Genomic DNA, 23,506 nt, shown 5'->3' with positions numbered 1-23,506 from the left:
ATGATACGCGGTGTTCCAGATATGGGTACATTCCGTCCCCGCTGCTACGTTCGCGTCGTGAGCAGTGCACAGAAGTGGGAGGACACCACGAAGGCCCGCCGGGCGAGCAGCCAGGCCGGTCACCGTGCTCCCGCGCGCGAGCGGATCATCCAGGCCGCCGCGGCCGCCATCGAGGAGCACGGCGTGAACGCCGACACCGGCCAGGTCGCAGCGGCCGCCGGAGTCGCCCGCCCCCACGTCTACCGGCACTTCTCCAGCAAGGACGAGCTCATGCTCGAAACGGCCCGGTACGCCGCGTCGTCACTCAAGGCGCGCGTCCTGCCGGCCCTCTCCGTCGACGGCACGATCCTGGAGAAGACCCGGGCACCCATCGAGCAGGCCGTCGCATGGGCGGCGGAGAACCCCGGCCTCTACCTGTTCCTGATGGACCGCAGCAAGGCCCGCGACCTGGAGCGCGGCCGCGCGGGACGCAGCCACTTCCTCGGGGAGCTGGTCGAGGCCGCCGCGAGCCGCCTCAGGGAAGAGGGCTACGAGGACGTGCCGCTCGACGCGGTGTTCGCCGGCCTCAAGGGCATGGTCGACACCAGCATCGTGTGGTGGGTGCACCACAGGGACGAGGAGCGCGAAGCCCTCGTCGACCGGCTGGCACGGCAGGTGTGGCTGGTGCTCCGCACGATGCTCGAGGAGCGCGGGGTCTCCCCCGAGGCCTTCGCGAGCCCCACGCCCGAGGGGACCCCCCAGAGCTGATCCGAAAGGACTGGCGTCAGAAGCCGAGCTTCGGCCGGCCGGCGCTCGCATCGCGGACGACCTTGCCCTTGGCGTGCGCCTGGTCGCTCAGCCCCTCGGCGTACTCCTCGAGGCGGGTCTGGAGCGCGGCGTCGGAGGTGCCGAGGATGCGCGCGGCGAGGATGCCGGCGTTCTTGGCGTTGCCGATCGCGACGGTGGCGACCGGGATGCCGGCGGGCATCTGCACGATGGAGAGCAGAGAGTCCATGCCGTCGAGGTACTTCAGCGGCACCGGCACGCCGATGACCGGGAGCGGCGTGAGCGAGGCGAGCATGCCGGGCAGGTGAGCGGCACCGCCGGCTCCCGCGATGATCGCCTTGAGGCCACGGCGCGCGGCCTCGCGGCCGTACTCGACCATCTCGACCGGCATGCGGTGGGCGGAGACGACGTCGGCCTCCCACGGGATGCCGAACTCGGTGAGGATGTCTGCCGCGGCCTGCATGGTGGGCCAGTCGGAGTCCGAACCCATCACGATGCCGACCAGGGGGCTCTGCTGCTCGCTCATGTCAGTCACTCTTCCAGAGTTCAGTCGGAGTCGTTGCCGAGGTCGCCCGCGAACCAGGCCGCCGCGTGGCGGGCGCGCTCCAGGCAGTCGTCGAGGTCGTCGCCATAGGTGTTGACGTGACCGACCTTGCGACCCGGACGGATGTCCTTGCCGTAGAGATGGACCCGCAGCTTCGGGTCGCGCGCGAAGGCGTGCGGATAGCCGTCGTAGAGGTGCCCTGCTTCGGGGTCACCCCCAAGGATGTTGACCATGACGGTCCAGGGCTGGCGCGGCTCGGGTGAGCCCAGCGGGAGATCCATGACCGCCCGGAGATGATTTTCAAACTGGCTGGTGACCGCGCCGTCCTGGGTCCAGTGGCCGGTGTTGTGCGGGCGCATCGCGAGCTCGTTGACGAGGATCCGGCCGTCGTTGGTCTCGAAGAGCTCGACCGCCATCACGCCGGTGACATCGAGCTCCTTGGCGATCCGCAGCGCGGCCTCCTGGGCCTGCATCGCGAGCGCCGGGTCGAGGTCGGGCGCGGGAGCCACCACCTCGTGACAGATGCCGTCGCGCTGGGTCGTCGCCACCACCGGGTACGCCGCGGCCTGGCCGCTCGGCGACCGGGCGATGATCGCCGACAGCTCACGCCGGAAGTCGACGAGCTCCTCGGCGAGGATCCGCACGCCGGTCCTCTGCGCGACCTCGAAGGCCTCCACGGCACCGGCGGACGAGCGCACGACCCAGACGCCCTTGCCGTCGTAGCCACCGCGGGTGGTCTTGAGGACACAGGGGAAGCCGAAAGCCTCCACCTCCTCGACCGAGGACACGAGGGAGAACCTCGGGCAGGGCACGCCCATCGCGGTGAGCCGCGCACGCATCTCGCCCTTGTCCTGGGCGTAGAGCAGCGCCGCCGGGCCGGGGCGCGGGGTGTGGCCGGCGGCCTCGAGCGCGTGCAGGTGCTCGGTCGGGACGTGCTCGTGGTCGAAGGTGACCACGGAGCAGCCTTCGGTCACCGCAAGGAGGGTGTCGAGGTCGCGGTAGTCGCCGACCACCTGGTCCGGGATCACCTGGGCAGCGCTCACGCCGGGTGCCTCGGCAAGGAGCCGGAGCGGCAGGCCCAGGTTGAGCGCGGGAGCCGCCATCATCCGGGCCAGCTGGCCGCCACCGATGATCGCGAGGGTGGGGGCAGCTGCGGACACGCAGGAAACCCTACAGACGACGGACGGTCACCGGCTCCACGAGTCCGAATCCGCGCAGTGGCCGCGCCGGGAGGCGGCGTACCTCGAAGTGCTCCTGGGGCAGCAGCTCCGCGGTGCGGTCGTCGATGATGATCCGGTTGCGACGCGCGACCGCGGTCAGCCGCGCAGCCATGTTGACCGCGGGCCCGAAGACATCGCCGAGGCGCGTCGAGACCGGCCCGGACGCCATGCCGATGCGGACATCGGGCATGCGCTCGTCGCGGCCGATCATCTTCACGATGCCGTCGGCGATGTCCATGGCGACCTCGGGGCTCTCGGCCACGAAGAGCACCGAGTCGCCCAGGCTCTTGATCAGCCTGCCGCCCGAGACCGTCACCACGTCATGGCACCGGGACTCGAAGATCTCGACCAGGTCTCCGATGCGGTCCTCACCGAGCTCGTTGGAGAGCGCAGTGAAACCGACCAGGTCCGCGAACCCCACGGTCACGTCGGCGGCGCGGATCGACTCGGCCCCGAGCACGTCGATGAGGCTGTCCGCCGAGCCCGCGGCGTCCGCGACGGGCTCGTCCACGACGAGGATCCGGGCGATCGCCGCAGTGATGTGCCGGCGGTAGGCATAGACCAGCAGGCTGTCGCGGATGGTCCCGAACTCGTCGAGGATCTGGCGTGCCCGGGCCAGCCGCCGGCCGGCGAGCTCCTCGGCGGACTCCCCCGGCTCGGCCCGAGGCGCCAGCGTGGTGACGTCCCAGTCGGCCAGGCGCGCCATCGTCTGCCCGAGCGAGCGGATCACCCCGATGACGGCGTCACGCTCGATGAGCCCGGAGTCGAGGACCATCTTGATCAGGCCGAGGGCGCTCGCGTCCGTGTCCGTGAAGGACAGGACGTCGGGGTCCGCCTCGGGGAAGCCGAGCGTCCGCCAGATGCGCCGCAGCTCGTCGAGGGGCATGCCGAGCGACTCCGCGAGCTCGCGCGCCGAGACCACCGGATCGCCGCCGAGCACGATCCGGTCCAGGGCATGTTCGTCGCGGGGCAGAGGCATGTCAGCTGCCGTCGTCGTTGCGGTCGTCGCCGCCCGCCAGGCGGTGCAGCTCGTCGGAGACCAGCAGCTGGACCTGCTCGACCCGCGGGATGTCGTGCAGCTCGACGCGACCCTGCTCGCTGGCATCGCTCACCACCAGCGTGCCGCAGCCGAAGAGCCGGTCGACGACCCCGATCTCGAAGTCGACGCCGCTGATCCGGTTGAGCGGGATCGTGCGGCCCATCTTGGCGATGAAGCCGGAGCGCTTGATGAAGCGGCGGCTGGTGAAGGTGTAGGTCGTGGTCAGCCAGGACACGAGCGGGACCAGCACCCACCACACGAGGACGGCTGCGGCGACGAGCCAGACGACCCAGTGCAGCACCTTGCCCGCGTCGCCGCTGCCGAGAGTCGTCAGCCAGCCGGCGGCTCCCAGCGTGACCACGAGGACCAGCGCCGGAAGGACCAGCGCCTTGGGGTGGGTGCGGGTGGAGACGACGATGCGCTCGCCGTCGCTCAGGAGCCGGGCAGGGAAGGTGGGCACGGGCTCAGCCTTCCGTGGATCGGACGTGGATCACGTCTCCCGCGCCGACAGCCACCTCGCCGCTGGCGGTCTGGACGACGAGACGGCCGCCCGCGTCGAGGTCGATCGCGGTGCCTGTCACCGGCTCCCCCGCCGGCACGTCGACCCGGACCTCCTTGCCCAGGGTGAGGCACTCGCCGGCGTAGGCACGACGGAGGCTCTCGGTGTCCTCGAGCAGCGGCATCAGCGCGTCGAGCGACCCGAGGATCACCGACAGGAGCTCGGTGCGGTCCGGGACACCCTCCACCAGCTGCTCGAGGCTCACGGCCTCCGGGATCGGCAGCTCGGACTGGGTCTGGTGGACGTTGATGCCGATGCCCAGGACGGCGGCCGGACCGGTCGGGGTCTCGACGCGCTCGACCAGGATCCCGCCGAGCTTCAGCGGCCCCTTCGGGCTGTCGACGAGAAGGTCGTTGGGCCACTTCAGGCCGATGCCCTCGGCACGGTCCGCGAGCGCCGCGTGGACGGCGTACCCGGTGAGGAGCGGGAGCCAGGGCCAGGCAGCGGGCTCCACGGTCGGCCGGACCAGCACCGAGAACGTCAGCGCTGCGCGGGGCGGCACTTCCCACGAGCGGTCGAGGCGGCCGCGGCCGGCGGTCTGGTGCTCGGCGACGATCACCAGACCGGCATCGGCGCCTCCCCGGGCGCGCTCGGCGACGAGGGCGTTGGTCGATCCCGCCTCATCGACGATCTCGACCGTGTGAGGAAGTCGACTGGGATCAAGAGGTGGGCGAAGGTCCGCGGAAGACGTCATGGGCACTAGATTGGCGCAGCACACCAAGAGGAGGCCAGACCCCCATGACTGCAGCCGAGTCGATCCCCGAGATCGATCTCCACACGACCGCCGGCAAGCTCGCCGACCTGGAGCGACGCACCGACGAAGCCGTGCACGCTCCGGCCGCGAAGGCGCAGGAGAAGCAGCACGCCAAGGGCCGCAAGACCGCCCGCGAGCGGATCGAGCTGCTCTTCGACGAAGGTTCCTTCGTCGAGCTCGACGAGTTCGCCCGCCACCGCTCGGTCGCGTTCGGCCTGGAGAAGACCCGCCCCTACGGCGACGGCGTCGTCACCGGCTACGGCACGGTCGACGGCCGCCAGGTCTGCGCGTTCTCCCAGGACTTCACCGTCTTCGGCGGGTCGCTGGGTGAGGTCTACGGCGAGAAGATCTGCAAGGTCATGGACCTCGCGATCAAGACCGGCTCCCCGATCGTCGGCATCAACGAGGGCGCCGGCGCGCGCATCCAGGAGGGCGTCGTCTCGCTCGGCCTGTACGGCGAGATCTTCAAGCGCAACGTCCGCGCCTCGGGTGTCATCCCGCAGATCTCCCTGATCATGGGCAACTGCGCCGGAGGCCACGTCTACTCGCCGGCCCTCACCGACTTCGTCGTCATGGTCGACCAGACCTCCGCGATGTTCATCACCGGACCTGACGTCATCAAGACCGTCACCGGCGAGGACATCTCGATGGAGGACCTGGGCGGCGCTCGCGCGCACAACTCCAAGTCCGGCTCGGCCCACCACATGGCCGCCGACGAGGAAGACGCGATCGAGTACGTCAAGGGTCTGCTCGCGCACCTCCCGCAGAACAACCTCGACGAGCTCCCGACGTACGACGAGGTCGCGGACCTCGAGCCGACGGAGCTCGACCTGTCGCTCGACACGATCATCCCCGACGGCGCGAACCAGCCCTATGACATGCACAAGGTCATCGAGGCGATCGTGGACGACGAGGACTTCCTCGAGGTCCAGGAGCTCTTCGCCCCGAACCTGATCGTCGGCTTCGGCCGTGTCGAGGGCTCGCCTGTCGGTGTCGTCGCCAACCAGCCGATGCAGTTCGCCGGATGCCTGGACATCGACGCCTCCGAGAAGGCCGCCCGCTTCGTGCGCACCTGCGACGCGTTCAACGTGCCGGTGCTGACCTTCGTCGACGTCCCGGGCTTCCTGCCGGGCACCGACCAGGAGCACACCGGCATCATCCGACGCGGCGCGAAGCTGCTCTACGCCTATGCCGAGGCGACGGTCCCGCTGGTCACGATCATCACCCGCAAGGCCTACGGCGGTGCCTACGACGTCATGGGCTCCAAGCACCTCGGTGCCGACGTCAACCTGGCGTGGCCGACCTCGCAGATCGCGGTCATGGGCGCCCAGGGCGCGGCCAACATCATCCACCGCCGCGAGCTCGCGGCGCTGGCTGACTCGGGTGCGTCCGTCGAGCAGGTCGAGGCCCGTCGCGCCGAGCTGATCGACGAGTACGAGACCACGCTGGCCAACCCCTACATCGCCGCCGAGCGTGGCTATGTCGACGCGGTCATCAAGCCCTCGACGACCCGCGCCGAGGTCGTCAAGGCGCTGCGTCTGCTCAAGGGCAAGCGCGTCGACACCCTGCCGAAGAAGCACGGGAACATCCCCCTCTGATGGCCAGCGAATCGGGCACCAACGAGACCCCTGAGGCCGAGGCCGCCCCGCAGCAGCCCCTGCTGAAGGTCGTCAACGCCAACGCGACCCCGGAGGAGATCGCTGCCATCGTGGCGGTCTTCTCCGCGATCGGCTCGGGCGAGGCTGCTCCGGCCAAGCGTCCGGTGTCGCAGTGGAGCGCCAACGCGCGCAAGGCCCGGGTCACGCGCCCGCACGGCCTGGGTGGTTGGAAGGCCAGCTCGCTCCCCCGCTGATCCGCCCTCGCAACTGGTCTTGAACGGCAGGTTTTCCGGTCCTCCGGCTGTTGATCAAGACCAGTTGCCATTTCGGGCGGGCATCCCGCGCAGGCAGACTCAGCGTGCAGACTGGGCGGGTGATGCTTCCCCGTGCCGTCCTCGACGGTGTCGTCGCCGGCGAGATCGACCTCGCGTTCCGCCGCTGGAACAAGCGGATGCACGTGCCGGGCGGCACGCAGCGGACCTCGGTCGGCGTGATCCGCTTCGACTCCGTCGACGTCGTCGAGCCGGAGGACATCTCCGAGGCCGAGGCCGCGCGCGCCGGGATGACGCTCGACCGGCTGCTCGAGGTGCTCGGGCGCAAGCCGGGTGACGTCTACCGGATCCGGCTCAGCTGGGCGGGAGCCGACGAGCGGGTGGCGCTGCGCGAGAAGTCGCGCCTCACCCCGAGGCAGCGCGACGCCCTCGTGGACCAGCTCGCCGGGATGGACGCGCGGAGCAAGCGCGGACCGTGGACCCGCGAACACCTCGAGCTGCTTGCCTCGCGCCCCTCCGAGCTGGCCGAGACGATCGCGGCGAGCATCGGACGCGAGAAGCTGCCGTTCAAGGCCGACATCCGCCGGCTCAAGGAGCTGGGCCTCACCGAGAGCCTGCGTCCTGGCTACCGGCTCTCCCCGCGCGGCCTGGCCGTGCTGAAGCACCTGCGCTCACTCGACCCCGACTGACGTACGACGCAGCGTTGCCACCGCCGCGCGGATAGGGTCGGGCCCCGTGACCACGTTCGTCCTCGCCTCCGCCTCCCCCGCTCGCCTCGCCACCCTGCGCAAGGCGGGCATCGACCCGCAGGTGGTCGTCAGCGGCGTGGACGAGGACCAGCTCGACGGGCTTCCGCCGATCGAGCTCGCGCTCCAGCTCGCACAGCTCAAGTGCGCGGCGGTCGTTGCCCGCGACGACCTCCCTGAGGGCGCTGTCGTGCTCGGCTGCGACTCCGTGCTCGAGCTCGACGGCCAGGCCCTGGGCAAGCCCGACGACGCCGCCGACGCGATCAACCGCTGGCAGGCGATGCGTGGGCGCTCCGGCGTGCTGCACACCGGCCACGCCCTCACGGACACCGTCACCGGAAAGACCGTCTCGAAGACCGCCTCCACGATCGTTCACTTCGCGGATGTCACCGACGCCGAGATCGCGGCGTACGTCGCGACCGGCGAACCGCTCTACGTCGCAGGTGCCTTCACCGTCGACGGACTCGGCGGGGCATTCGTGACCGGCATCGAGGGTTGCCACCACAACGTCGTCGGTGTCTCGCTTCCCCTCGTCCGCAACCTCCTGGCCGAGATCGGGCACGGCTGGACCGGCTTCTGGAAGCAGGGCTGAGCGACCGCTGAGTCAGCGCAGGGCCACCGGCTCCCACGTGCCTCCGCCGTCGTCCGACCGGTACGCCGCGTGGTCGCCGCCGGGTGGCGCCGCCACGTAGACCGACACCCGGTCTGCCGTCACGGTCGTCGTGAGGAAGCCCCCGTCGAGCTCCGCGATGTCGTCGAACGGCGCCCCCCTCGGCACCCGGGTCAAGCTCGACCAGTCGTCCGCCGGCGCCGCGAAGAGGCCCGGGTCCTCGTCGCCACCGCTCCACTCCTCGACCGCCACCAGCAGCCTTCCGTCCGGAAGCACCACCATCCCGGCAGTGAACGCCGTCGGACCGGACGAGTCGAAGACGACCGGCTCCGTCTCCCCCGCAAGGAACCGGTGGATCGCGGTCAGTGGCGACAGCGTCGCCCCGTCGCCACCCTGGTCGACGGCAAGGACGGACCCGTCACTCGGGATGATCGACGGGAGTGCGTTCTCGCCGAGGTCGAGCGGGAGCCGGCTCCAGGTCTGTCCCCCGTCGGTGGAGCGCTGGAGCACGGCGTCACCGAGGCCAGAGGTCCCCTCTGCCTGCGAGAGGGACGCCAGGCTCCCGTCGCCCAGGCGCACGACCTGGAACAGGTCCGCGCTGCCGGGGATCGGGACGACGACCCCGCCGTCGAGATCGGCCACCACCCACACGCCCTGGCCACTGCCCAGGTTGACGACCGGGCCCTTGTCCGGCAGCGCTGCGCCCTCGTCGACGCGAAGGTCCGTCGTCGCCCCGTCGACGTCGACACGGATGCCGGTGCCGAGCCCGGTGCGCACGAGGAAGGAACGCTCGCCCGCGTGGACCATCGGGGCCTCCCGGTAGATCGTCGGCAGCACGGTCCGGTGCCGGAACCCGTCGTCGGTGACCGCCACGGCGTACTTCCGCTCGCAGCGCTGGTCCGAGCTGCAGCCCTGCCACACTGCGGCGCGGACATCAGGGTCGTCCGACGAGACGGCGAAGGTCTCCATGCGGGACCGCGGGTCGGCGACGATCTCGGCAGCAGTTCCTGCGACCGGTGTGCGAGGCGCGGTGGGCGCAACCACGCCGCCGGAGACCCGCACGGTGGGCATGTCACCGAGCTCGCTGTCCAGCACCCCGCTGATGGTGAACGAGAGCGCCGGGTCCGCACCACAGCGTGCGGCGGTGACGGAGAGCCGGCCGCGGGAGCGCTCGTTGTTGGTGGTGAGCTCGTTGCGGTCGAGCGGGTCCACCGCGAAGAGCCGAGGCTGCGCGTCACCCACGGCGTCGCGCGACGGAAGCGCGAAGGTGCCACCGTCGGCAACGAGGTCGATCGGCGCGGACACCTCGACGTGGCCCGAGCGGCCGGGGCCGAGCAACGTCGTCGACGCCCTCACCAGCATCGTCTCCGGATCGTTCTCGTCCGGGACGCAGGAGACGGTGAAGTCGTCAGCGCGGAACGTGCTGCCGTCGTCGCGGGTGAAGACCAGTCCGTCCATCCGTGGTGTGGGTGTGGGCTGGGGCGGGTCCTCGCCGCCCACGAGGGCGCTGAGCCCGAGGGCGCCGCTGAGCGCCAGCGCCGCCACCCCGACGTACGCCGCGCGGCGACGCCGCCGCTGCCGGGCACCGCGCCGCACGATCTCTGAGAAGTCCGGAACCGTGGCCTCGGCGCCCGCGTCGCGGGAGACGTGCGAGTAGTCAGGCATGGTCGTCCTCCCGTGCCGGTGCGTCGAGGAGGCCCGCGAGGGCGGAGCGTCCGCGGCTCAACCGGGCCTTGATGGTGCCGACCGGGACCCCGGCCGCGACGGCGATGTCGTGGAGGGGCAGGTCCGCGAAGTAGTGGAGCGCGAGCGCCTCGCGCTGTGCGTGCGGAAGGGTGCGCATCGCCGCGACCAGCGCGAGCCGGTCCGAGGCCAGGTCGGGGTGCCGGGTCTCCGTGGTGCGCGAGCTCCGCAGCAGCCGATCCCCCATCGCCCGGCGCCGGAACCGTGTCCGCGCCACGTTGACCGCGACGGTCCTCAGCCAGGCCTCGGGGTTGTCCACAGCGTCGAAGGTGCGACGGTGTGCAGCCGCCCGGGCAAAGGCCTCGGACACGACGTCCTCGGCCTCGGCGAGGTCGCCGCACACGCCGTACAGCTGGCCCACCAGCCGCCGGTACGACGTGTCGAACACGTCCCGGAGCTTGTCCATGCCACCTCGTCTCGCGGTCGTCGGAGCCACTCTCCTGCGATGACGACTGCTGCGACAGCGAAACGGTTGCGTCACGAGCGGGATTTCTTCCGGATCGGATCTCCCCGGCGGGATCGTCCGGCCTGCGACGCCATTCGCGGCGGTCGGGGCTGTTGCCGCCCAGGTCAGCGGCACCAGCGGCCCCTTCTCCTCTCCTTCGGGGCGGCCGTGGGGCTCGCCGCGTTCGGTGCCATGGCGTTCCGGCGACGCGACGTCGTCTCGGACTGAGGTTCGTTGCGCCCCCGGCACAACGTGCAATTCCCCACACGGACACGTGGGCCCGTTACCGCCCGGTACCCCTAGACTCGCGTCGAGCCCGACATGGAAACAGGAGTGTGCCGTGCCCGAGATCAAGCCCCTGCAGAAGGTCCTCATCGCCAACCGAGGTGAGATCGCCGTCCGCGTCATCCGCGCCTGCAAGGACGCCGGCATCGGCTCCGTTGCGGTGTACGCCGAGCCCGACCGCGACGCGCTGTTCGTCCGCATGGCCGACGAGGCCTACTCGCTCAACGGCTCCACGCCCGGCGACTCGTACCTCGTCATCGACAAGATCCTCGCCGTCGCGAAGGAGTCGGGTGCCGACTCCGTGCACCCCGGCTACGGCTTCCTCGCCGAGAACGCCCAGTTCGCCCAGGCCGTCATCGACGCCGGGCTGATCTGGATCGGTCCGTCCCCGGACGCGATCGAGGGCCTCGGCGACAAGGCGAAGGCCAAGCAGATCGCCCTCGCCGCCGGCGCCCCGCTGGCTCCCGGCCTCAAGGACGCGGTCCAGGACGCCGACGAGATCATCGGCTTCGCGAAGGAGCACGGCCTTCCGGTCGCCATCAAGGCGGTCTTCGGCGGCGGTGGCCGTGGCCTCAAGGTCGCGCGCACCCTCGAGGAGATCCCCGAGCTCTACGAATCTGCCGTCCGCGAGGCGATCAGCGCCTTCGGTCGCGGCGAGTGCCTGGTCGAGAAGTTCCTCGACAAGCCGCGCCACGTCGAGACCCAGTGCCTCGCCGACAAGTACGGCAACGTCGTGGTCGTCTCCACCCGCGACTGCTCGCTGCAGCGTCGCCACCAGAAGCTGGTCGAGGAGGCGCCCGCGCCGTTCCTGACCGACGAGCAGAACCAGCGCCTCTACGACTCCTCCAAGGCGATCCTGCGCGAGGCCGGCTACGTCGGCGCGGGCACGTGCGAGTTCCTCGTCGCCGCCGACGGCACCATCTCGTTCCTCGAGGTCAACACCCGCCTCCAGGTCGAGCACTGTGTCTCCGAAGAGGTCACCGGCATCGACCTGGTCCGCGAGATGTTCCGCATCGCCGCGGGCGAGGAGCTCGGCTACGACGACCCCGAGGTCCGTGGCCACTCGATCGAGTTCCGCATCAACGCCGAGGACGGCGGCAACAACTTCATGCCGGCCCCCGGCACGCTGACGAAGTGGAACATCCCCGGCGGCCCCGGTGTGCGCGTCGACGGTGGCTACGAGGTCGGCGAGACGATCCCGGGCTCGTTCGACTCCCTGGTCGCCAAGCTGATCGTCACCGGTCGTGACCGCACGCAGGCCATCGAGCGCTCGCGTCGTGCCATCGCCGAGTTCGAGGTCGACGGCATGCCGACCGCCCTCACGTTCGACGAGGTCATCGTCAACGACCCGGCCTGGGTCGGTGCGTCCAACCCGTCCGGCGAGGGCTCCTTCGACGTCTACACGACGTGGATCGAGACCGACTTCGACAACACCATCACTCCCTACGCCGGCGCTGCCGGCGAGGCCGAGGAGCAGGGCGAGCGCCAGAAGGTCACCGTCGAGGTTGGCGGCAAGCGCCTCGAGGTCGTCCTCCCGGCAGGCCTCGGTGGCATCGGCAGCGGTGCAGCCGGTGGTGGCGCGGCGAAGAAGCCGAAGGCCGCGCGCAAGAAGGCCGGTGCTGCTGTCTCCGGTGACGCCGTTGCCTCGCCGATGCAGGGCACCATCGTCAAGATCGCGGTCGAAGAGGGCCAGACCGTCGCCGAAGGCGACGTCATCGTGGTGCTCGAGGCGATGAAGATGGAGCAGCCGCTCAAGGCCCACAAGGCCGGCACCGTGACCGGCCTCGACGCCGAGGTCGGCGTCACGGTCTCCAACGGCGCAGTCATCTGCGAGCTCAAGGACTGACGCTCCACTCCGCATAGTCCCTAACGAAAAGCGCCTCCAGATCTGATCTGGAGGCGCTTTTCGTTAGGGACTATCGCTGCATCAGGGAGTCGGGGTCGGCGTCGGCGTGGGGGTCGGCGTGGGGGTCGCCTTGCTGAAGGTGAAGAACGTCGACCGCAGGCCGAGCTTCGAGCGGACCGTGTCGCCGTAGGTGTCGAAGGTCGTCTTCACGCCGTTCTTCACCCCGGTCAGGCGGACCTTCGAGACCCGCCCGCCCCACTCGGCGGTCGACGGTCCGTAGCGCGCCGTCACCTGGATCGACTTCAGGTCGCCGACGGCAGGGAAGGCCCGCTCGAGCACCCGGATGTCGATCTCCTTGGTCCAGTCGTGGACCGGGTTGCCGGTCCAGTCGTCCCACGGGTCGGCCTTGGAGACGAGGTACGGCACGCTGCCGGCGCTCGTGAACCCGCCGCTGCTCGACGCGAACTGCGTGAACGCCGGTCCGCCTCCGTAGGTCAGGATGACGCCACCGGTCGAGCGGATCGCCTGGTCGGTGGCCGCAGTCTCGGCGTCCACTCCACCGAAGACCTGGCACGACGTGGTGTCGCAGAGCTGGTAGTGCGAGGCACGCGGGTGCTGCAGCTCGTACGCCGCGTAGCTGCGCGCCGCGACGGCCTGGGCCGCCAGCGCGGCAGGCGCCCAGGAGGACGGCATCTCGCGGGCGACGACCCCCCGGAGGTAGGGCTCGATCCCGAGCTCGTTGACGGTGTCGCGGGACCGGGAGCCGGCCGACGGCGAGGCGGCCACGAGGTTGCCGCGGTAGTGGCGGGCAGTGCTGCCGATCCACAGCGTCATCGGACCACCTCCGTCGCGGAAGGCACCGTCACCGACGAAGCTGCTCCAGTAGGACCAGGCGCCACCCTTGCGGAAGTGGACGACGGTGCGGCTCCCCGAGGCTGCCACGGCGAGCCGCCACCGATCGGCTCCGTTGGCCGGGAGCGTCGTGGCGGTGCCGGTTGCGGTGTTGATGACGGTGAGCCCGGTCTGGGGGCTGACCACCACGTCGTCACTCGTGTCGGCGCTGATCAGGACACGCACGTTGCGGGCGATCTTCCCGCGCTGGGTGCCCGGGTAGTAGTGGGCGACGATCTCGGACCAGGTCCTGCCCTGACGCGCTGCGCCCTGTGCGCCGTACTGCGACATGCCGTGACCGTGGCCGTAGCCGTGCCCGGTCAGGGTGATGGTGCCCGTGGCCGGGACCGGCAGCGCAGTGTCCGCCTCAGCGGCACTCGGCAGGCCGAGTAGCGCGCCCGCGAGGACGGCCGACAGTGCGATCTGGAGAACGCGATGCAAGGGGAGCTCCGTTGCTGATGGGGCTGCTGGGAAGCATGGGGCTCCAACAGGAGAACACGGATCCCACGCCGCTCAAAGCGAGTTGGGAGAACTACAGATCTGTAGTTCTCAGCTGCTCTGGTGCAGCCGCCGCGCAGCCTCCGCGACCGAGCCCGACATCGACGGGTAGACGGTGAAGACATGGGCCAGCTGGTCGGCCGTGATGCGCTGGTCGACGGCGATCGCGATCGGGTGGATCAGCTCGCTCGCGCGCGGTCCGACGACGACACCGCCGAGCACCCGCCGGGAGCCCGGGCTGATGAAGAGCTTCACGAAACCGTCGCGCACGCCCTGCATCTTGGCGCGGGAGTTGGTGGCCAGCGGCTGGAGGACGACCTCGGCAAACGCCTTGCCCTCGTCGACGCCGGTCTGGGTGACACCGACGGTCGCGATCTCGGGTGCGGTGAAGACATTGGAGGCGACGACCCCCAGGTCGAGCGGGTTGACCGCGTCGCCGAGGACGTGGGCCATGGCGATGCGGCCCTGCATCGCGGCGACGCTGGCCAGCATGAAGACGCCGGTGCAGTCGCCGGCGGAGTAGACGCCGCGAGCGGTGGTGCGCGAGACCCGGTCGACCTTGATGAAGCCGCCCTCGTCGACCTCGACCCCGGCGTCCTCCAGCCCGATCCCCTGCGTGTTGGGGATGGAGCCGAGGGCGAGCAGGCAGTGGGAGCCGGTGACCGTGCGGCCGTCGCTGAGGGTGACCGTGACGGTGTCCCCCTCGCGGGAGACCGACTGCATGCGCGAGCGGCCGAGGACCTGCATGCCACGGCGGGCGAAGACCTCCTCGAGCACCGTCGCGGCGTCGGCGTCCTCACCGGGCAGGACGCGGTCGCGGCTCGACACGAGTGTCACGTCGACGCCGAGGGCGTTGTAGGCGCTGGCGAACTCCGCACCGGTGACACCCGAGCCGACCACGATCAGCTTCTCGGGTGTCTCGTCGAGGTCGTAGACCTGCTCCCAGGTCAGGATCCGCTCGCCGTCGGGCATCGCGCTCGGGAGGGTGCGCGGAGATGCACCCGTTGCGATGAGCACCGCGTCGGCGTCGTACGTCTCCTCGGAGCCGTCCGGCAGCGTTGCCACGACCTTGGACGGGCTGGCCAGCCGACCCCGGCCCTTGACGACGCGGACCCCCTCCCGGGCCAGCCGGGCCTCGATGTCGTGGGACTGGTCGGCGGCGAGCTTCTTCACGCGGGCGTTGACCCGGGCCAGGTCGACCCCGATCGCGGCCGCCGCGTCACCGTGGTGGTCGCGCAGGAAGATGCCGAGCTCCCCGGCGACCTCGACTTCGGTCATCACCTCGGCGGTGGCGATCAGGGTCTTGGACGGCACGCAGTCGGTGAGCACCGCGGAGCCGCCGAGGCCGTCGGTGTCGACGACGGTGACCTCCGCCCCGAGCTGGGCGGCGACCAGCGCCGACTCGTATCCACCAGGGCCGCCACCGATGATCACCACGCGCTGCATGGTCGGCATTGTTTCAGTGATGCGCTGCCCGCGACAGCGGCCATCCACGACCACGACGATCGACATCGCGCTGCGGCCCGATCAGGGTGGCGTTCGCCTGCCGAAGCAGGTCCTCGACCTGCTCCCGGTCGAGGCGGTTGTCGGGGAATGCGATCCAGCGACCGATCGGCATGGATCCGATCAGCTTCACCAGACCTGCGTCGTCGGCCATGATCGCGCTGTCGATCTCGCCCAGCGCCCCGGCGATCACCTGGGCAGTGACGGGATGGGCCAGCAGCTCCGCCACGGTCGAGCTCATCGTGAGCGGCAGGCACACCTGGTCCCCCACGACGTCGACGAACGCAGCCACCCGCAGGTCACGGCTCGATGCGCCGATCGCGACGGCGTAGGGCCCGTCCTCGACCACCCAGTCATCGACCCGCACGTCCCAGTAGGCGAGGTCGCACCGACGGACCGCGATCGTGACCTCCCGGGTCTCGCCGGGCGCCAGGTCGACGGTCGCGAAGCCCTTGAGCTCGCGCGGCGGACGCTGGACGACGGAGTCCGGTCGGGACACGTAGAGCTGGACGACCTCTCGTCCGGACCGCGTGCCGGTGTTGGTCACGGCCACCCTCGCCTCGAGCCCGAGCGGGCCTGCGGTGACCCGAAGGCCGGTGTAGGCGAAGGTCGTGAAGGAGAGGCCGTGGCCGAAGGGGAAGCGCACCTGCGCCGACCGGGCGTCGTACCAGCGGTGGCCGACGAAGAGGCCCTCGCCGTAGCGGACATGCCCGAACTCGCCGGGGAAGTCGAGGTACGCCGGGGTCTCCTCGAGGCGCATCGGGATGGTCTCGGCCAACCGTCCCGACGGGTTGATCCGGCCGAAGAGGACATCGGCGATCGCGCCGCCGCCCGCCTGTCCCCCGAGCCACCCCTCGACGATCGCGGGCACGTCGTCGGTGAAGGGCAGCTCGACGACGCCACCGTTCGAGATCACGACGACGACGCGTTGGTTGACGGCACGCACGGCGTCGAGCAGAGCGAGCTGGTTGGCCGGCAGCGAGAGGTGTTCGCGGTCGAAGCCCTCCGATTCGTCGCGGTCAGGAAGACCGAGGAAGAGCACCACGACGGGAGCCGCTGCGGCCACGGCAACGGCCTCCGCGGAGAGCCTCGCGTCGGCGGCCGGATCCGTCCCGGCGAGGGTGAAGGCGGGCGCGAACGCGACCCGCCCCGTGCCTGCGATTCGTTCGATCTCGGCGAGCGGGCTGTCGAGCCGCGTCGGGTTGATCAAGGAGGACCCGGCCCCCTGGTAGCGCGGCGTCCGGGCGAACTCGCCGAGCACGGCCACGCTGTCGCCCTCCGCGAGCGGCAGGGCGCCGCCCTCGTTCTTCAGGAGTACGACGCCACGAGCCGCCGCCTCGCGCGCGAGGGCGTGGTGCGCCTCCCTGTCGTAGGTGGAGCCGTCCTGCGAACCGGCGGACACCCGGGCCACCAGCTGGAGCACGCGTCGTACTGCGACATCCAGAACCCCCTCGTCGAGCCGGCCCGACTCGACGGCCGCGAGCACCTGCGCATCGGTGTGGCCGTCGCCGCCGGGCATCTCGAGGTCGAGCCCGGCACGCACTCCGGCGACACGATCCTCGACGGCGCCCCAGTCGGAGACCACGAGACCGTCGAAGCCCCACGTATCACGGAGGACCGTCGTCAGCAGCCAGGGATCCTCGCTGGCATAGGTGCCGTTGACCCGGTTGTAGGAGCACATGACCGTCCACGGCTGGGAGTCCTCGACGACGCGCTGGAAGCCCCGCAGATAGATCTCGCGCAGCGGCCGCGGGTCGATGTCCGCCGAGACCCGGAGCCGGTCGCTCTCCTGGTTGTTGGCGGCGAAGTGCTTCAGCGACGCCCCCACGCCCTGGGACTGCAGTCCCCTGACCAGGGCGGTGCCGAGCACACCCGAGAGCAGCGGGTCCTCGGAGAGGTACTCGAAGTTCCGTCCGCACAGGGGCGAGCGCTTGATGTTGATGCCGGGTCCCAGCAGGACCCCGACACCCTCGGCGCGCGCCTCCTCGCCGAGCGCCCGACCGACCCGCTCGAGCAGCTCGGGGTCGAAGGTCGAGCCGAGGGTCACGGCCGGCGGGAAGCAGGTCGCCGGGACGCTCTCGCTGATGCCGAGGTGATCGGCCTGGGCACGTTGCAGCCGGACCCCGTGCGGACCGTCGGTCAGCACGACCGACGGGAGACCTGTGCGGGGCACGGCGGTCGTCTCCCAGAAGCTCGACCCGCTGGTCAGCGCGACCTTCTCCGCGAGCGTCAGCCGCTCGACGTACGCATCCAGGTCGGAGAGATCCGCCGTCACCGACGCACCGCCGGGACCAGCCAGGCTGCTTCGTCGGTGCCGAGGTCGGGACCGCCGCCCGACGACCGTGCCAGCACCGTGGAGCCGGCGGGCAGCGGCACCGGGGTCGTGCCGAGGTTGGCGATGACGACGATGTCGCGGTTGCTGAAGGCCAGCACGTTGTCGCCGGCGTCCTCGACCCACAGCAGCTCACCGCCGCCGAGGTCGTGACCCCGACGCTCCGCGAGCGCGGTGCGATAGAGGTGCAGCGTCGACGCGGGGTCGTGCTCCTGGGCATCGCGGGCGTACGCCGCCCAGTCGGCCGGCTGGGGCAGCCAGCTGGCCCCGGTGTCGTTGAAGCCGTACGCCGGAGCGTCGGCCTCCCACGGGATCGGCACCCGGCACCCGTCGCGCCCGTAGCGTTCGCCGGCCGTGCGGTGCCAGGCGGGGTCCTGGCGGGCCTCGTCGGGGATGTCGACCGCCTCGGGGAGGCCGAGCTCCTCGCCCTGGTAGAGGTAGGCCGAGCCGGGCAGCGCCAGCATCAACAGCGTCGCGGCGCGCGCTCGCCGCAGGGCCAGCTCGGGGTCGGGCAGGTCCACGGTGTCCGGGCCGATGCCGTGGAACAGCCAGGCGTCCGGGGCGAACCCGAGCCGGGTCGCGTGACGGACCACGTCGTGGTTGGAGAGCACCCAGGTGCTGGGTGCACCGACCTCGTGGAAGGCGGCCAGCGAGTCATCGATCGTGCCGCGGAGGGCAGGAGCGTCCCAGGCGGTCGAGAGGTGGACGAAGTTGAACGCCTGGTGCATCTCGTCCGGCCGGACCCAGGTGGCGAGCTTGCTGAGCGGGGTGACCCAGACCTCGCCGCACATCATCCGGTCGCCGTCGTACTCATCGAGGACCTTCCGCCAGTCGCGGTAGATGTCGTGGACCTCGTCCTGCGCCCAGAACGGAGTGGGGGCGAAGAAGTCGTCCGGACCGTTCGGGTTGTCCGGTAGTCCGTTCTCCTTGATCAGTCCGTGCGCGACGTCGACCCGGAAGCCGTCGACGCCCCGGTCGAGCCAGAACCGGAGGATCTCGCGGAACTGCTCGCGCACCCATGGGTTGCTCCAGTCGAAGTCCGGCTGCGAGCTGTCGAAGAGGTGGAGGTACCACTCCCCCGGGGTCCCGTCGGGTTCGACGACCCTGGTCCAGGCGGGACCGCCGAAGCAGGACTGCCAGTTGTTGGGCGCCTGCGCGCCGTCCGGTCCGGCGCCCGGGCGGAAGAGATAGCGCGCGCGCTCGGGGCTGCCCGGGGGCGCCGCGAGCGCCTCCTGGAACCAGCGATGGGCGCTCGAGGAGTGGTTGGGCACCAGGTCGACGACGACCTTCATCCCCAGACCGTGTGCCCGGGCAAGCAGGGCGTCGAAGTCAGCCAGGGTGCCGTACTCCGGCTCGATGTCGCAGTAGTCCGCGACGTCGTACCCTGCGTCGTTCTGGGGCGAGGGGTAGAACGGCGAGAACCAGAGCGCGTCGACGCCGAGCGCCGCCAGGGAGTCGAGGCGGGCGGCGATCCCGGGCAGGTCTCCGATCCCGTCGCCGTCCGAGTCGGCGAACGAGCGCGGGTAGACCTGGTAGATGACGGCGGTGCGCCACCACTCGGACGCGGCGAGGTGAGACATGGGGTCCTTCCGGGAGATGGGGGTGTGGCTCACTTGCCGGACCCCACGCCCAGGCCTGCGCGGAGCGAACGCTGAGCCAGGAGCAGCAGGAGCACGGCGGGGAGGCTGGCCAGCACGCTGGTCGCCATCACGACGCTCCAGGGCACGTTGGGCGAGCTGAGGTACTGGAAGATGCCGACCGTCATCGTGCGCAGCTCGGTCCCGGTGGTCAGGGTGACCGCGAAGAGGAAGTCACCCCATCCGGCCAGGAAGCCGAAGACGGCGGCAGCGACCATGGCGTTGCGCGACAGCGGGAGCACGATCAGCACGAATGAGCGCAACCGCCCCGCCCCGTCGAGCCGCGCCGCCTCGAGCACCTCGGGGTCGAGCTCGAGCATGAAGGAGCGCAACAGCAGGATCGCGAACGGCAACGTGCCGCTGGCATTGGCGAGGATCAGGCCGGGCAGGGTGTTCACCAGCCCGACGCTGTTGAACATCGTGTAGAGCGAGTTGGTGAGCACGATCGGTGGCACGATCTGGGCCACGAACATGGTGATCAGGACGACGTCCACGAACCGGCTCCGGAGCCGGGAGAGCCCGAACGCCGCAGGTGCCGCGATGGCCACCGTCAGGATCGCGGACCCGATCGCCACCGTGAGGCTGGTCAGGATGTTGCCGCCCTGGTCTGCCAGCGCGGTGCCGTACGACGAGAAGTCGAGCGAGGCGGGCACGGCCCGGACCGAGGAGGTCGTGGTCCCCGGCTGCAGCGAGGCACTGACCAGCCAGTAGACCGGATAGAGGAACACGGCCACGACGGCGATGCCCAGCAGGGTCGCGAGGGGCCCACCGCGCCGGCGGGAGGTGCTCGTCCGCGTGCTCATCGGTGCTCTCCCCGGGTGGCCTGGATGACGTAGAAGAGGGCGAAGACAAGGGTGACCAGCATCAGCAGGTTGCCGACCGCAGCGCCCTGGCCGAACTCGAACTTCTCGAACGAGAGGTTGTAGGCCACCGTGCCGAGGGTCTGGGTGGAGTTGGCCGGTCCCCCGCCGGTGAGGATGAGGGGCAGCTCGAGGATCTTGAGCGTGTAGATGATGGTCAGGGTGGTCGAGACGGCCAGCTGCGGACGGATGCTCGGCAGGGTGACGTGCACGAACCGCCGCCAGGGGCCCGCGCCGTCGAGCTCGGCCGCCTCGAGCTGGTCGACCGGCACGTTCTGCAGCGCGGCGGTCAGGATGATGACGTAGAACGGCACGCCCAGCCAGATGTTCACGCCGATCAGTACGACCAGGGCCAGGTCGGGGTCGGCCAGTGGCGAACCCGACGCGGCGAACAGCCGGACCAGCGGACCGTCGTCACGCAGCAGCCACTGCCAGATCGCGGCAGTGGTGACAAGGGGAAGCAGCCATGGGAGCGGGATGACGCTGGCCAGCATCCGCGATCCCGGAAAGCTGCGGGTGAAGAACGATGCGAGGGCCAGGCCGATGACCAACTGGGCAACGACGGTGACCGCGGTGATCAGGAGGGTGTTGATCGTCGCGGTCGGGAGCACCGAGAGGTCGAGCACCTCGCGATAGTTCTGCAGCCCGACCCAGGGGGCCTCGCCGGTGACGAACGTGGCCGTGCGGAAGTCGACGAAGCTCATCCACACGTTCTTCGCCAGGGGGTAGCCGAAGAACAGCAGGATGTAGAGGTAGGCAGGGACCACGAAGAGCAGGTGGCCGAGCCGGTCGCGCTGGCCGAGAGTGAGTCGGGCGAGCATGCGCCATTCCTTTCCGGATCGGGTGGCCGCGACGGGTTGCGCCGCGGCCACCCGGCCCTGCGGCGGACTACTTGGAAGCCGCCGCGAGAGCGTCGGCCGGAGCAGTCCCGTTGGCGAGGCTGTCCTGGATGGCGGTGGCCAGGGCCTCAGCCTCGGCGCCCGCGGTCTCCGGGTCGCGAAGGTAGGCGTCGTCGATGAGGTCGACCAACGGCTGCTCCGCGGGGAACTTGGCGAGGTAGTCCGCCGAGATCGTGGTCTTCGACGGGGTGCGGTGCGAGGCCTCCGCCATCGCCAGGGAGTTCTCGTCGCTGGTGACGCAGGCAAGAAGCTTGGCCGCGTTCTTCTGGGTCTTCTCGCCGGTCGCGGGGATCGTCCACAGCTCGGCACCGATGGGAGAGATCGGGTTGCCGGTGCCGTCCGGGGTCGGGACCGGGAAGGCGCCGACCTCGAAGGGCAGGTCCTCACCGAAGAGCCAGGCGCCTGCCAGGACCATGGCGGCCTTGCCTTCGCGGAAGGCGTCCTGCGCCTCCCAACCGACGGTGGTTGCCGACTTCGGAGCGCTGCCGTCGGCGACGAGGTCGTTCCACAGCTGCAGGGCGGTGGCTGCCTCCGGGGTGGCGAGGTCGGCCGGGTCGCCGCCCGCGCCGAGCAGGAACGGCAGGAAGACGTAGGGGCCCGTGCCGGTGTCGGCAGCCAGGGAGAATCCGATCGTCTTGTCGTCGCTGACCTTCTTCGCGGCGGCGCGGAACTCGGCGTACGTCCTGGGGACCTTGACGCCCTTCGCGGCGAAGAGGTCCTTGTTGTAGAAGGCGGCGACCGTGTTGACACCCGGGGCGATGCCGTAGAGCTCGCCGTCGATCGAGCCCATGTCCTGCACGGTCTCGGAGTAGTCGTCGCCGGTGATGCCGTAGTCGGTCAGCGCGGTGAGGAGGCCGGTCTCGACGACGCGGCCGAGGTCGGTGCCCTCGAGGTAGAGCAGGCCGGGAAGGTCGCCCGAGGTGGCGGCCTTGAGGGCCTTGGAAGTCAGCTCGCCGGCAGGGAAGTCGGCCAGTTTGGCCTTGATGCCGGTCTCCTTCTCGCACGCGGCGAAGATCTCGGCGTTCGGCTTCTGGAAGGTGTCGTAGGGCAGGCCGGTCCAGACGGTGACGGTGTCGGAGGCACTCTCGCCGTCCGAGCCGGACCCGCCGCAGGCGGCGAGCAGTGCGCTGGTGGTCAGCACCGCGAGGCCAGCGACGGCGCTACGGCGGAAGGGGGAATTGCGACGCATGGTGGTCTCTCTCTGATGGCTGAGGGCCCGAGCTCAGGGACTGTGTTCACGGATGTTGTCGATTCGTATCGATGTTTAACGTAAACGCTTGCGTAGATCAGTTCCAGAGGTAAGCCACGCTTGCAACAGGACATTTACCTGGAGCGCGTTTCCGTTACACGACGGAAAGAAATAGGTGTCATCATCGATTCGGTTCGACAAAGATGACGACCAGAAATCCCGACCCAGCAGGAGACCGTCGTGAAGCAACAGGACCGGCGTCCCGCACCTTCGATGAAGGATGTGGCGCTGCGCGCAGGGGTGTCGCAGAGCACCGTCTCCTACGCACTGAGCGGCGCACGCCCGATCTCCGAGGACGTGCGGGAGCGGATCGATGCGGCCATCCAGGAGCTCGACTACGCACCGCGCGCCGCGGCCCAGGCACTGCGCGGCGGACGCAGCGGCATCCTCGCCGTGTCGCTCCTCGACCACGAGGCCAGCCACCACAGCTGGGTCGGCTTCTACCTGATGCGGCTCACCCTCGCTGCCCGGCGTCGGGGATACGACCTGCTGGTGTCGGTCGAGACCGCGGGGGGCGCAGACGCAGTCCGCGAGATCGCCCGCGCGCAGCGCGCCGATGGGGTCGTCCTGATGTCAGTCATCCGGGCGGATCCCCGGATCGCTGCGGTGGAGAAGCTGCGCTTCCCTGCGGTGGCGCTGGGACAACCCACCGACGGCGCACTCGCCTATGTCGACTACGACTTCCGGCGCGCCGCCGTCGTCGCCCTGACCAGGCTCCAGGACGCCGGGCACACCCGGGTCATCCACCTCGGTCCTCGCAGGGTCGAGGTCGAGTCCGGCCAGCTCTACGTCGGGCGGATCATGGAGGGCTTCCGGGAGGCGGCCGCGGCGCTCGGGATCACCCTGACGGAGTACCACCCCGTGGACGATCGTGCTGTCGACGAAGCAGCCCTCACCGATCTGGTCGAGCACTCGGGCGCGACCGGGCTGGCCTTCTCGAGCCGGCTGGACCGGGCCGAGGGGCTCCCCGGAAAGTTCTGCGCGCTGCTCGATGCAGATCCGCAGCGCGACGTCGTCGAGTTCGGAAGCACCGGCCTCGAGGGTGACGACGCCAGTCCGTTCCCACGGATCGTCAACCCGATCGACACCACCGCTTCCGCCTCGATCGATGCCCTCGTCGACCAGCTGGAGGGCCGAGGTGCCGTCTCCCGGCTGGTCGCACCGCAGCTGGTCGAGCCGTTGTCCGTCACTCGAGCCACCTCCCGCTGACC

General features: G+C 70.3%; 21 protein-coding genes. 7 read left to right on the top strand and 14 right to left on the bottom strand.

Translation table 11 applies throughout. The annotated features are described in order from the left end of the window. Positions 1 to 57 precede the first annotated feature (57 nt). A complete protein-coding gene (locus D4739_RS10525; RefSeq protein WP_182920374.1) occupies positions 58 to 747 on the top strand; it encodes a TetR/AcrR family transcriptional regulator in 690 nt (229 codons plus the stop codon). A gap of 16 nt (positions 748 to 763) precedes the next feature. Here D4739_RS10525 and purE read toward each other — a convergent pair whose 3' ends face one another. The 5 genes from purE to D4739_RS10500 are packed head-to-tail and all read right to left on the bottom strand — an operon-like array spanning position 764 to position 4,821. After that, entirely contained in the window at positions 764 to 1,291 is a 528-nt protein-coding gene (purE, locus tag D4739_RS10520; protein WP_120060578.1) for a 5-(carboxyamino)imidazole ribonucleotide mutase, read from the bottom strand. Between the two features lie 20 nt (positions 1,292 to 1,311). Beyond that, complete coding sequence (locus D4739_RS10515) at positions 1,312 to 2,469, bottom strand: 5-(carboxyamino)imidazole ribonucleotide synthase (protein ID WP_120060577.1); 1,158 nt, start codon at positions 2,467 to 2,469, stop codon at positions 1,312 to 1,314. 10 nt (positions 2,470 to 2,479) lie between these two features. After that, a complete protein-coding gene (locus D4739_RS10510; protein WP_120060576.1) occupies positions 2,480 to 3,508 on the bottom strand; it encodes an adenylate/guanylate cyclase domain-containing protein in 1,029 nt (342 codons plus the stop codon). 1 nt (position 3,509) lies between these two features. Beyond that, on the bottom strand, positions 3,510 to 4,028 hold the full coding sequence (locus tag D4739_RS10505; RefSeq protein ID WP_120060575.1) for a PH domain-containing protein: 519 nt from the start codon (positions 4,026 to 4,028) through the stop codon (positions 3,510 to 3,512). A gap of 4 nt (positions 4,029 to 4,032) precedes the next feature. Further along, positions 4,033 to 4,821: a biotin--[acetyl-CoA-carboxylase] ligase gene (locus tag D4739_RS10500; protein WP_120060574.1), complete on the bottom strand. Its 789-nt coding sequence runs from the start codon at positions 4,819 to 4,821 to the stop codon at positions 4,033 to 4,035. A 44-nt stretch (positions 4,822 to 4,865) separates the two neighbouring features. On the opposite strand from D4739_RS10500, the gene D4739_RS10495 reads away from it, so the two are divergent. The 4 genes from D4739_RS10495 to D4739_RS10480 all read left to right on the top strand — a co-directional run bounded on the left by D4739_RS10495 (position 4,866) and on the right by D4739_RS10480 (position 8,089). After that, entirely contained in the window at positions 4,866 to 6,479 is a 1,614-nt protein-coding gene (locus D4739_RS10495) for an acyl-CoA carboxylase subunit beta (protein ID WP_120060573.1), read from the top strand. Continuing rightward, the gene (locus D4739_RS10490; RefSeq protein WP_120060572.1) at positions 6,479 to 6,733 is read left to right on the top strand and encodes an acyl-CoA carboxylase subunit epsilon; all 255 of its coding nucleotides are present in this window, start codon (positions 6,479 to 6,481) and stop codon (positions 6,731 to 6,733) included. The genes D4739_RS10495 and D4739_RS10490 overlap by 1 nt, the downstream gene beginning before the upstream one ends. Positions 6,734 to 6,855: 122 nt before the next feature. Beyond that, positions 6,856 to 7,440: a hypothetical protein gene (locus D4739_RS10485; RefSeq protein ID WP_238473728.1), complete on the top strand. Its 585-nt coding sequence runs from the start codon at positions 6,856 to 6,858 to the stop codon at positions 7,438 to 7,440. A gap of 46 nt (positions 7,441 to 7,486) precedes the next feature. Next, positions 7,487 to 8,089: a Maf family protein gene (locus tag D4739_RS10480; RefSeq protein ID WP_120060570.1), complete on the top strand. Its 603-nt coding sequence runs from the start codon at positions 7,487 to 7,489 to the stop codon at positions 8,087 to 8,089. A 12-nt stretch (positions 8,090 to 8,101) separates the two neighbouring features. Here D4739_RS10480 and D4739_RS10475 read toward each other — a convergent pair whose 3' ends face one another. Then, positions 8,102 to 9,772, bottom strand: a complete 1,671-nt coding sequence (locus D4739_RS10475) for a sialidase family protein (RefSeq protein WP_120060569.1) — start codon at positions 9,770 to 9,772, stop codon at positions 8,102 to 8,104. Beyond that, positions 9,765 to 10,256, bottom strand: a complete 492-nt coding sequence (locus D4739_RS10470; protein ID WP_120060568.1) for an RNA polymerase sigma factor — start codon at positions 10,254 to 10,256, stop codon at positions 9,765 to 9,767. Before D4739_RS10470 ends, D4739_RS10475 begins: the two co-directional genes overlap by 8 nt. A gap of 379 nt (positions 10,257 to 10,635) precedes the next feature. On the opposite strand from D4739_RS10470, the gene D4739_RS10465 reads away from it, so the two are divergent. Next, on the top strand, positions 10,636 to 12,426 hold the full coding sequence (locus D4739_RS10465) for an acetyl/propionyl/methylcrotonyl-CoA carboxylase subunit alpha (RefSeq protein ID WP_120060567.1): 1,791 nt from the start codon (positions 10,636 to 10,638) through the stop codon (positions 12,424 to 12,426). Between the two features lie 81 nt (positions 12,427 to 12,507). Here the strand turns inward: D4739_RS10465 and D4739_RS10460 are convergent, their stop codons facing one another. From D4739_RS10460 to D4739_RS10430, 7 genes are all read right to left on the bottom strand, one after another. Continuing rightward, the gene (locus tag D4739_RS10460; RefSeq protein WP_120060566.1) at positions 12,508 to 13,758 is read right to left on the bottom strand and encodes a SpoIID/LytB domain-containing protein; all 1,251 of its coding nucleotides are present in this window, start codon (positions 13,756 to 13,758) and stop codon (positions 12,508 to 12,510) included. Between the two features lie 108 nt (positions 13,759 to 13,866). After that, on the bottom strand, positions 13,867 to 15,261 hold the full coding sequence (locus D4739_RS10455) for an NAD(P)H-quinone dehydrogenase (RefSeq protein WP_220699272.1): 1,395 nt from the start codon (positions 15,259 to 15,261) through the stop codon (positions 13,867 to 13,869). Between the two features lie 13 nt (positions 15,262 to 15,274). Next, a complete protein-coding gene (locus tag D4739_RS10450) occupies positions 15,275 to 17,593 on the bottom strand; it encodes a glycoside hydrolase family 3 C-terminal domain-containing protein (protein ID WP_182920373.1) in 2,319 nt (772 codons plus the stop codon). Next, on the bottom strand, positions 17,590 to 19,230 hold the full coding sequence (locus tag D4739_RS10445) for a glycoside hydrolase family 13 protein (RefSeq protein ID WP_120060564.1): 1,641 nt from the start codon (positions 19,228 to 19,230) through the stop codon (positions 17,590 to 17,592). Before D4739_RS10445 ends, D4739_RS10450 begins: the two co-directional genes overlap by 4 nt. A gap of 29 nt (positions 19,231 to 19,259) precedes the next feature. Further along, positions 19,260 to 20,090: a carbohydrate ABC transporter permease gene (locus D4739_RS10440; protein WP_120060563.1), complete on the bottom strand. Its 831-nt coding sequence runs from the start codon at positions 20,088 to 20,090 to the stop codon at positions 19,260 to 19,262. Continuing rightward, entirely contained in the window at positions 20,087 to 20,968 is an 882-nt protein-coding gene (locus D4739_RS10435; RefSeq protein WP_120060562.1) for a carbohydrate ABC transporter permease, read from the bottom strand. The genes D4739_RS10440 and D4739_RS10435 overlap by 4 nt, the downstream gene beginning before the upstream one ends. A gap of 67 nt (positions 20,969 to 21,035) precedes the next feature. After that, positions 21,036 to 22,235: an ABC transporter substrate-binding protein gene (locus D4739_RS10430; RefSeq protein WP_120060561.1), complete on the bottom strand. Its 1,200-nt coding sequence runs from the start codon at positions 22,233 to 22,235 to the stop codon at positions 21,036 to 21,038. A 240-nt stretch (positions 22,236 to 22,475) separates the two neighbouring features. Here D4739_RS10430 and D4739_RS10425 point away from each other — a divergent pair, with 240 nt between their 5' ends. Next, entirely contained in the window at positions 22,476 to 23,504 is a 1,029-nt protein-coding gene (locus D4739_RS10425; RefSeq protein ID WP_147384878.1) for a LacI family DNA-binding transcriptional regulator, read from the top strand. The last annotated feature ends 2 nt before the right edge of the window (positions 23,505 to 23,506 follow it).

Origin of the sequence: Nocardioides cavernaquae, assembly GCF_003600895.1 — a bacterium.
GTDB lineage: Bacteria > Actinomycetota > Actinomycetes > Propionibacteriales > Nocardioidaceae > Nocardioides > Nocardioides cavernaquae.
The sequence above is the reverse complement of the archived record's forward strand: the minus strand, read 5'-3'. Positions and strand labels throughout refer to the sequence as shown.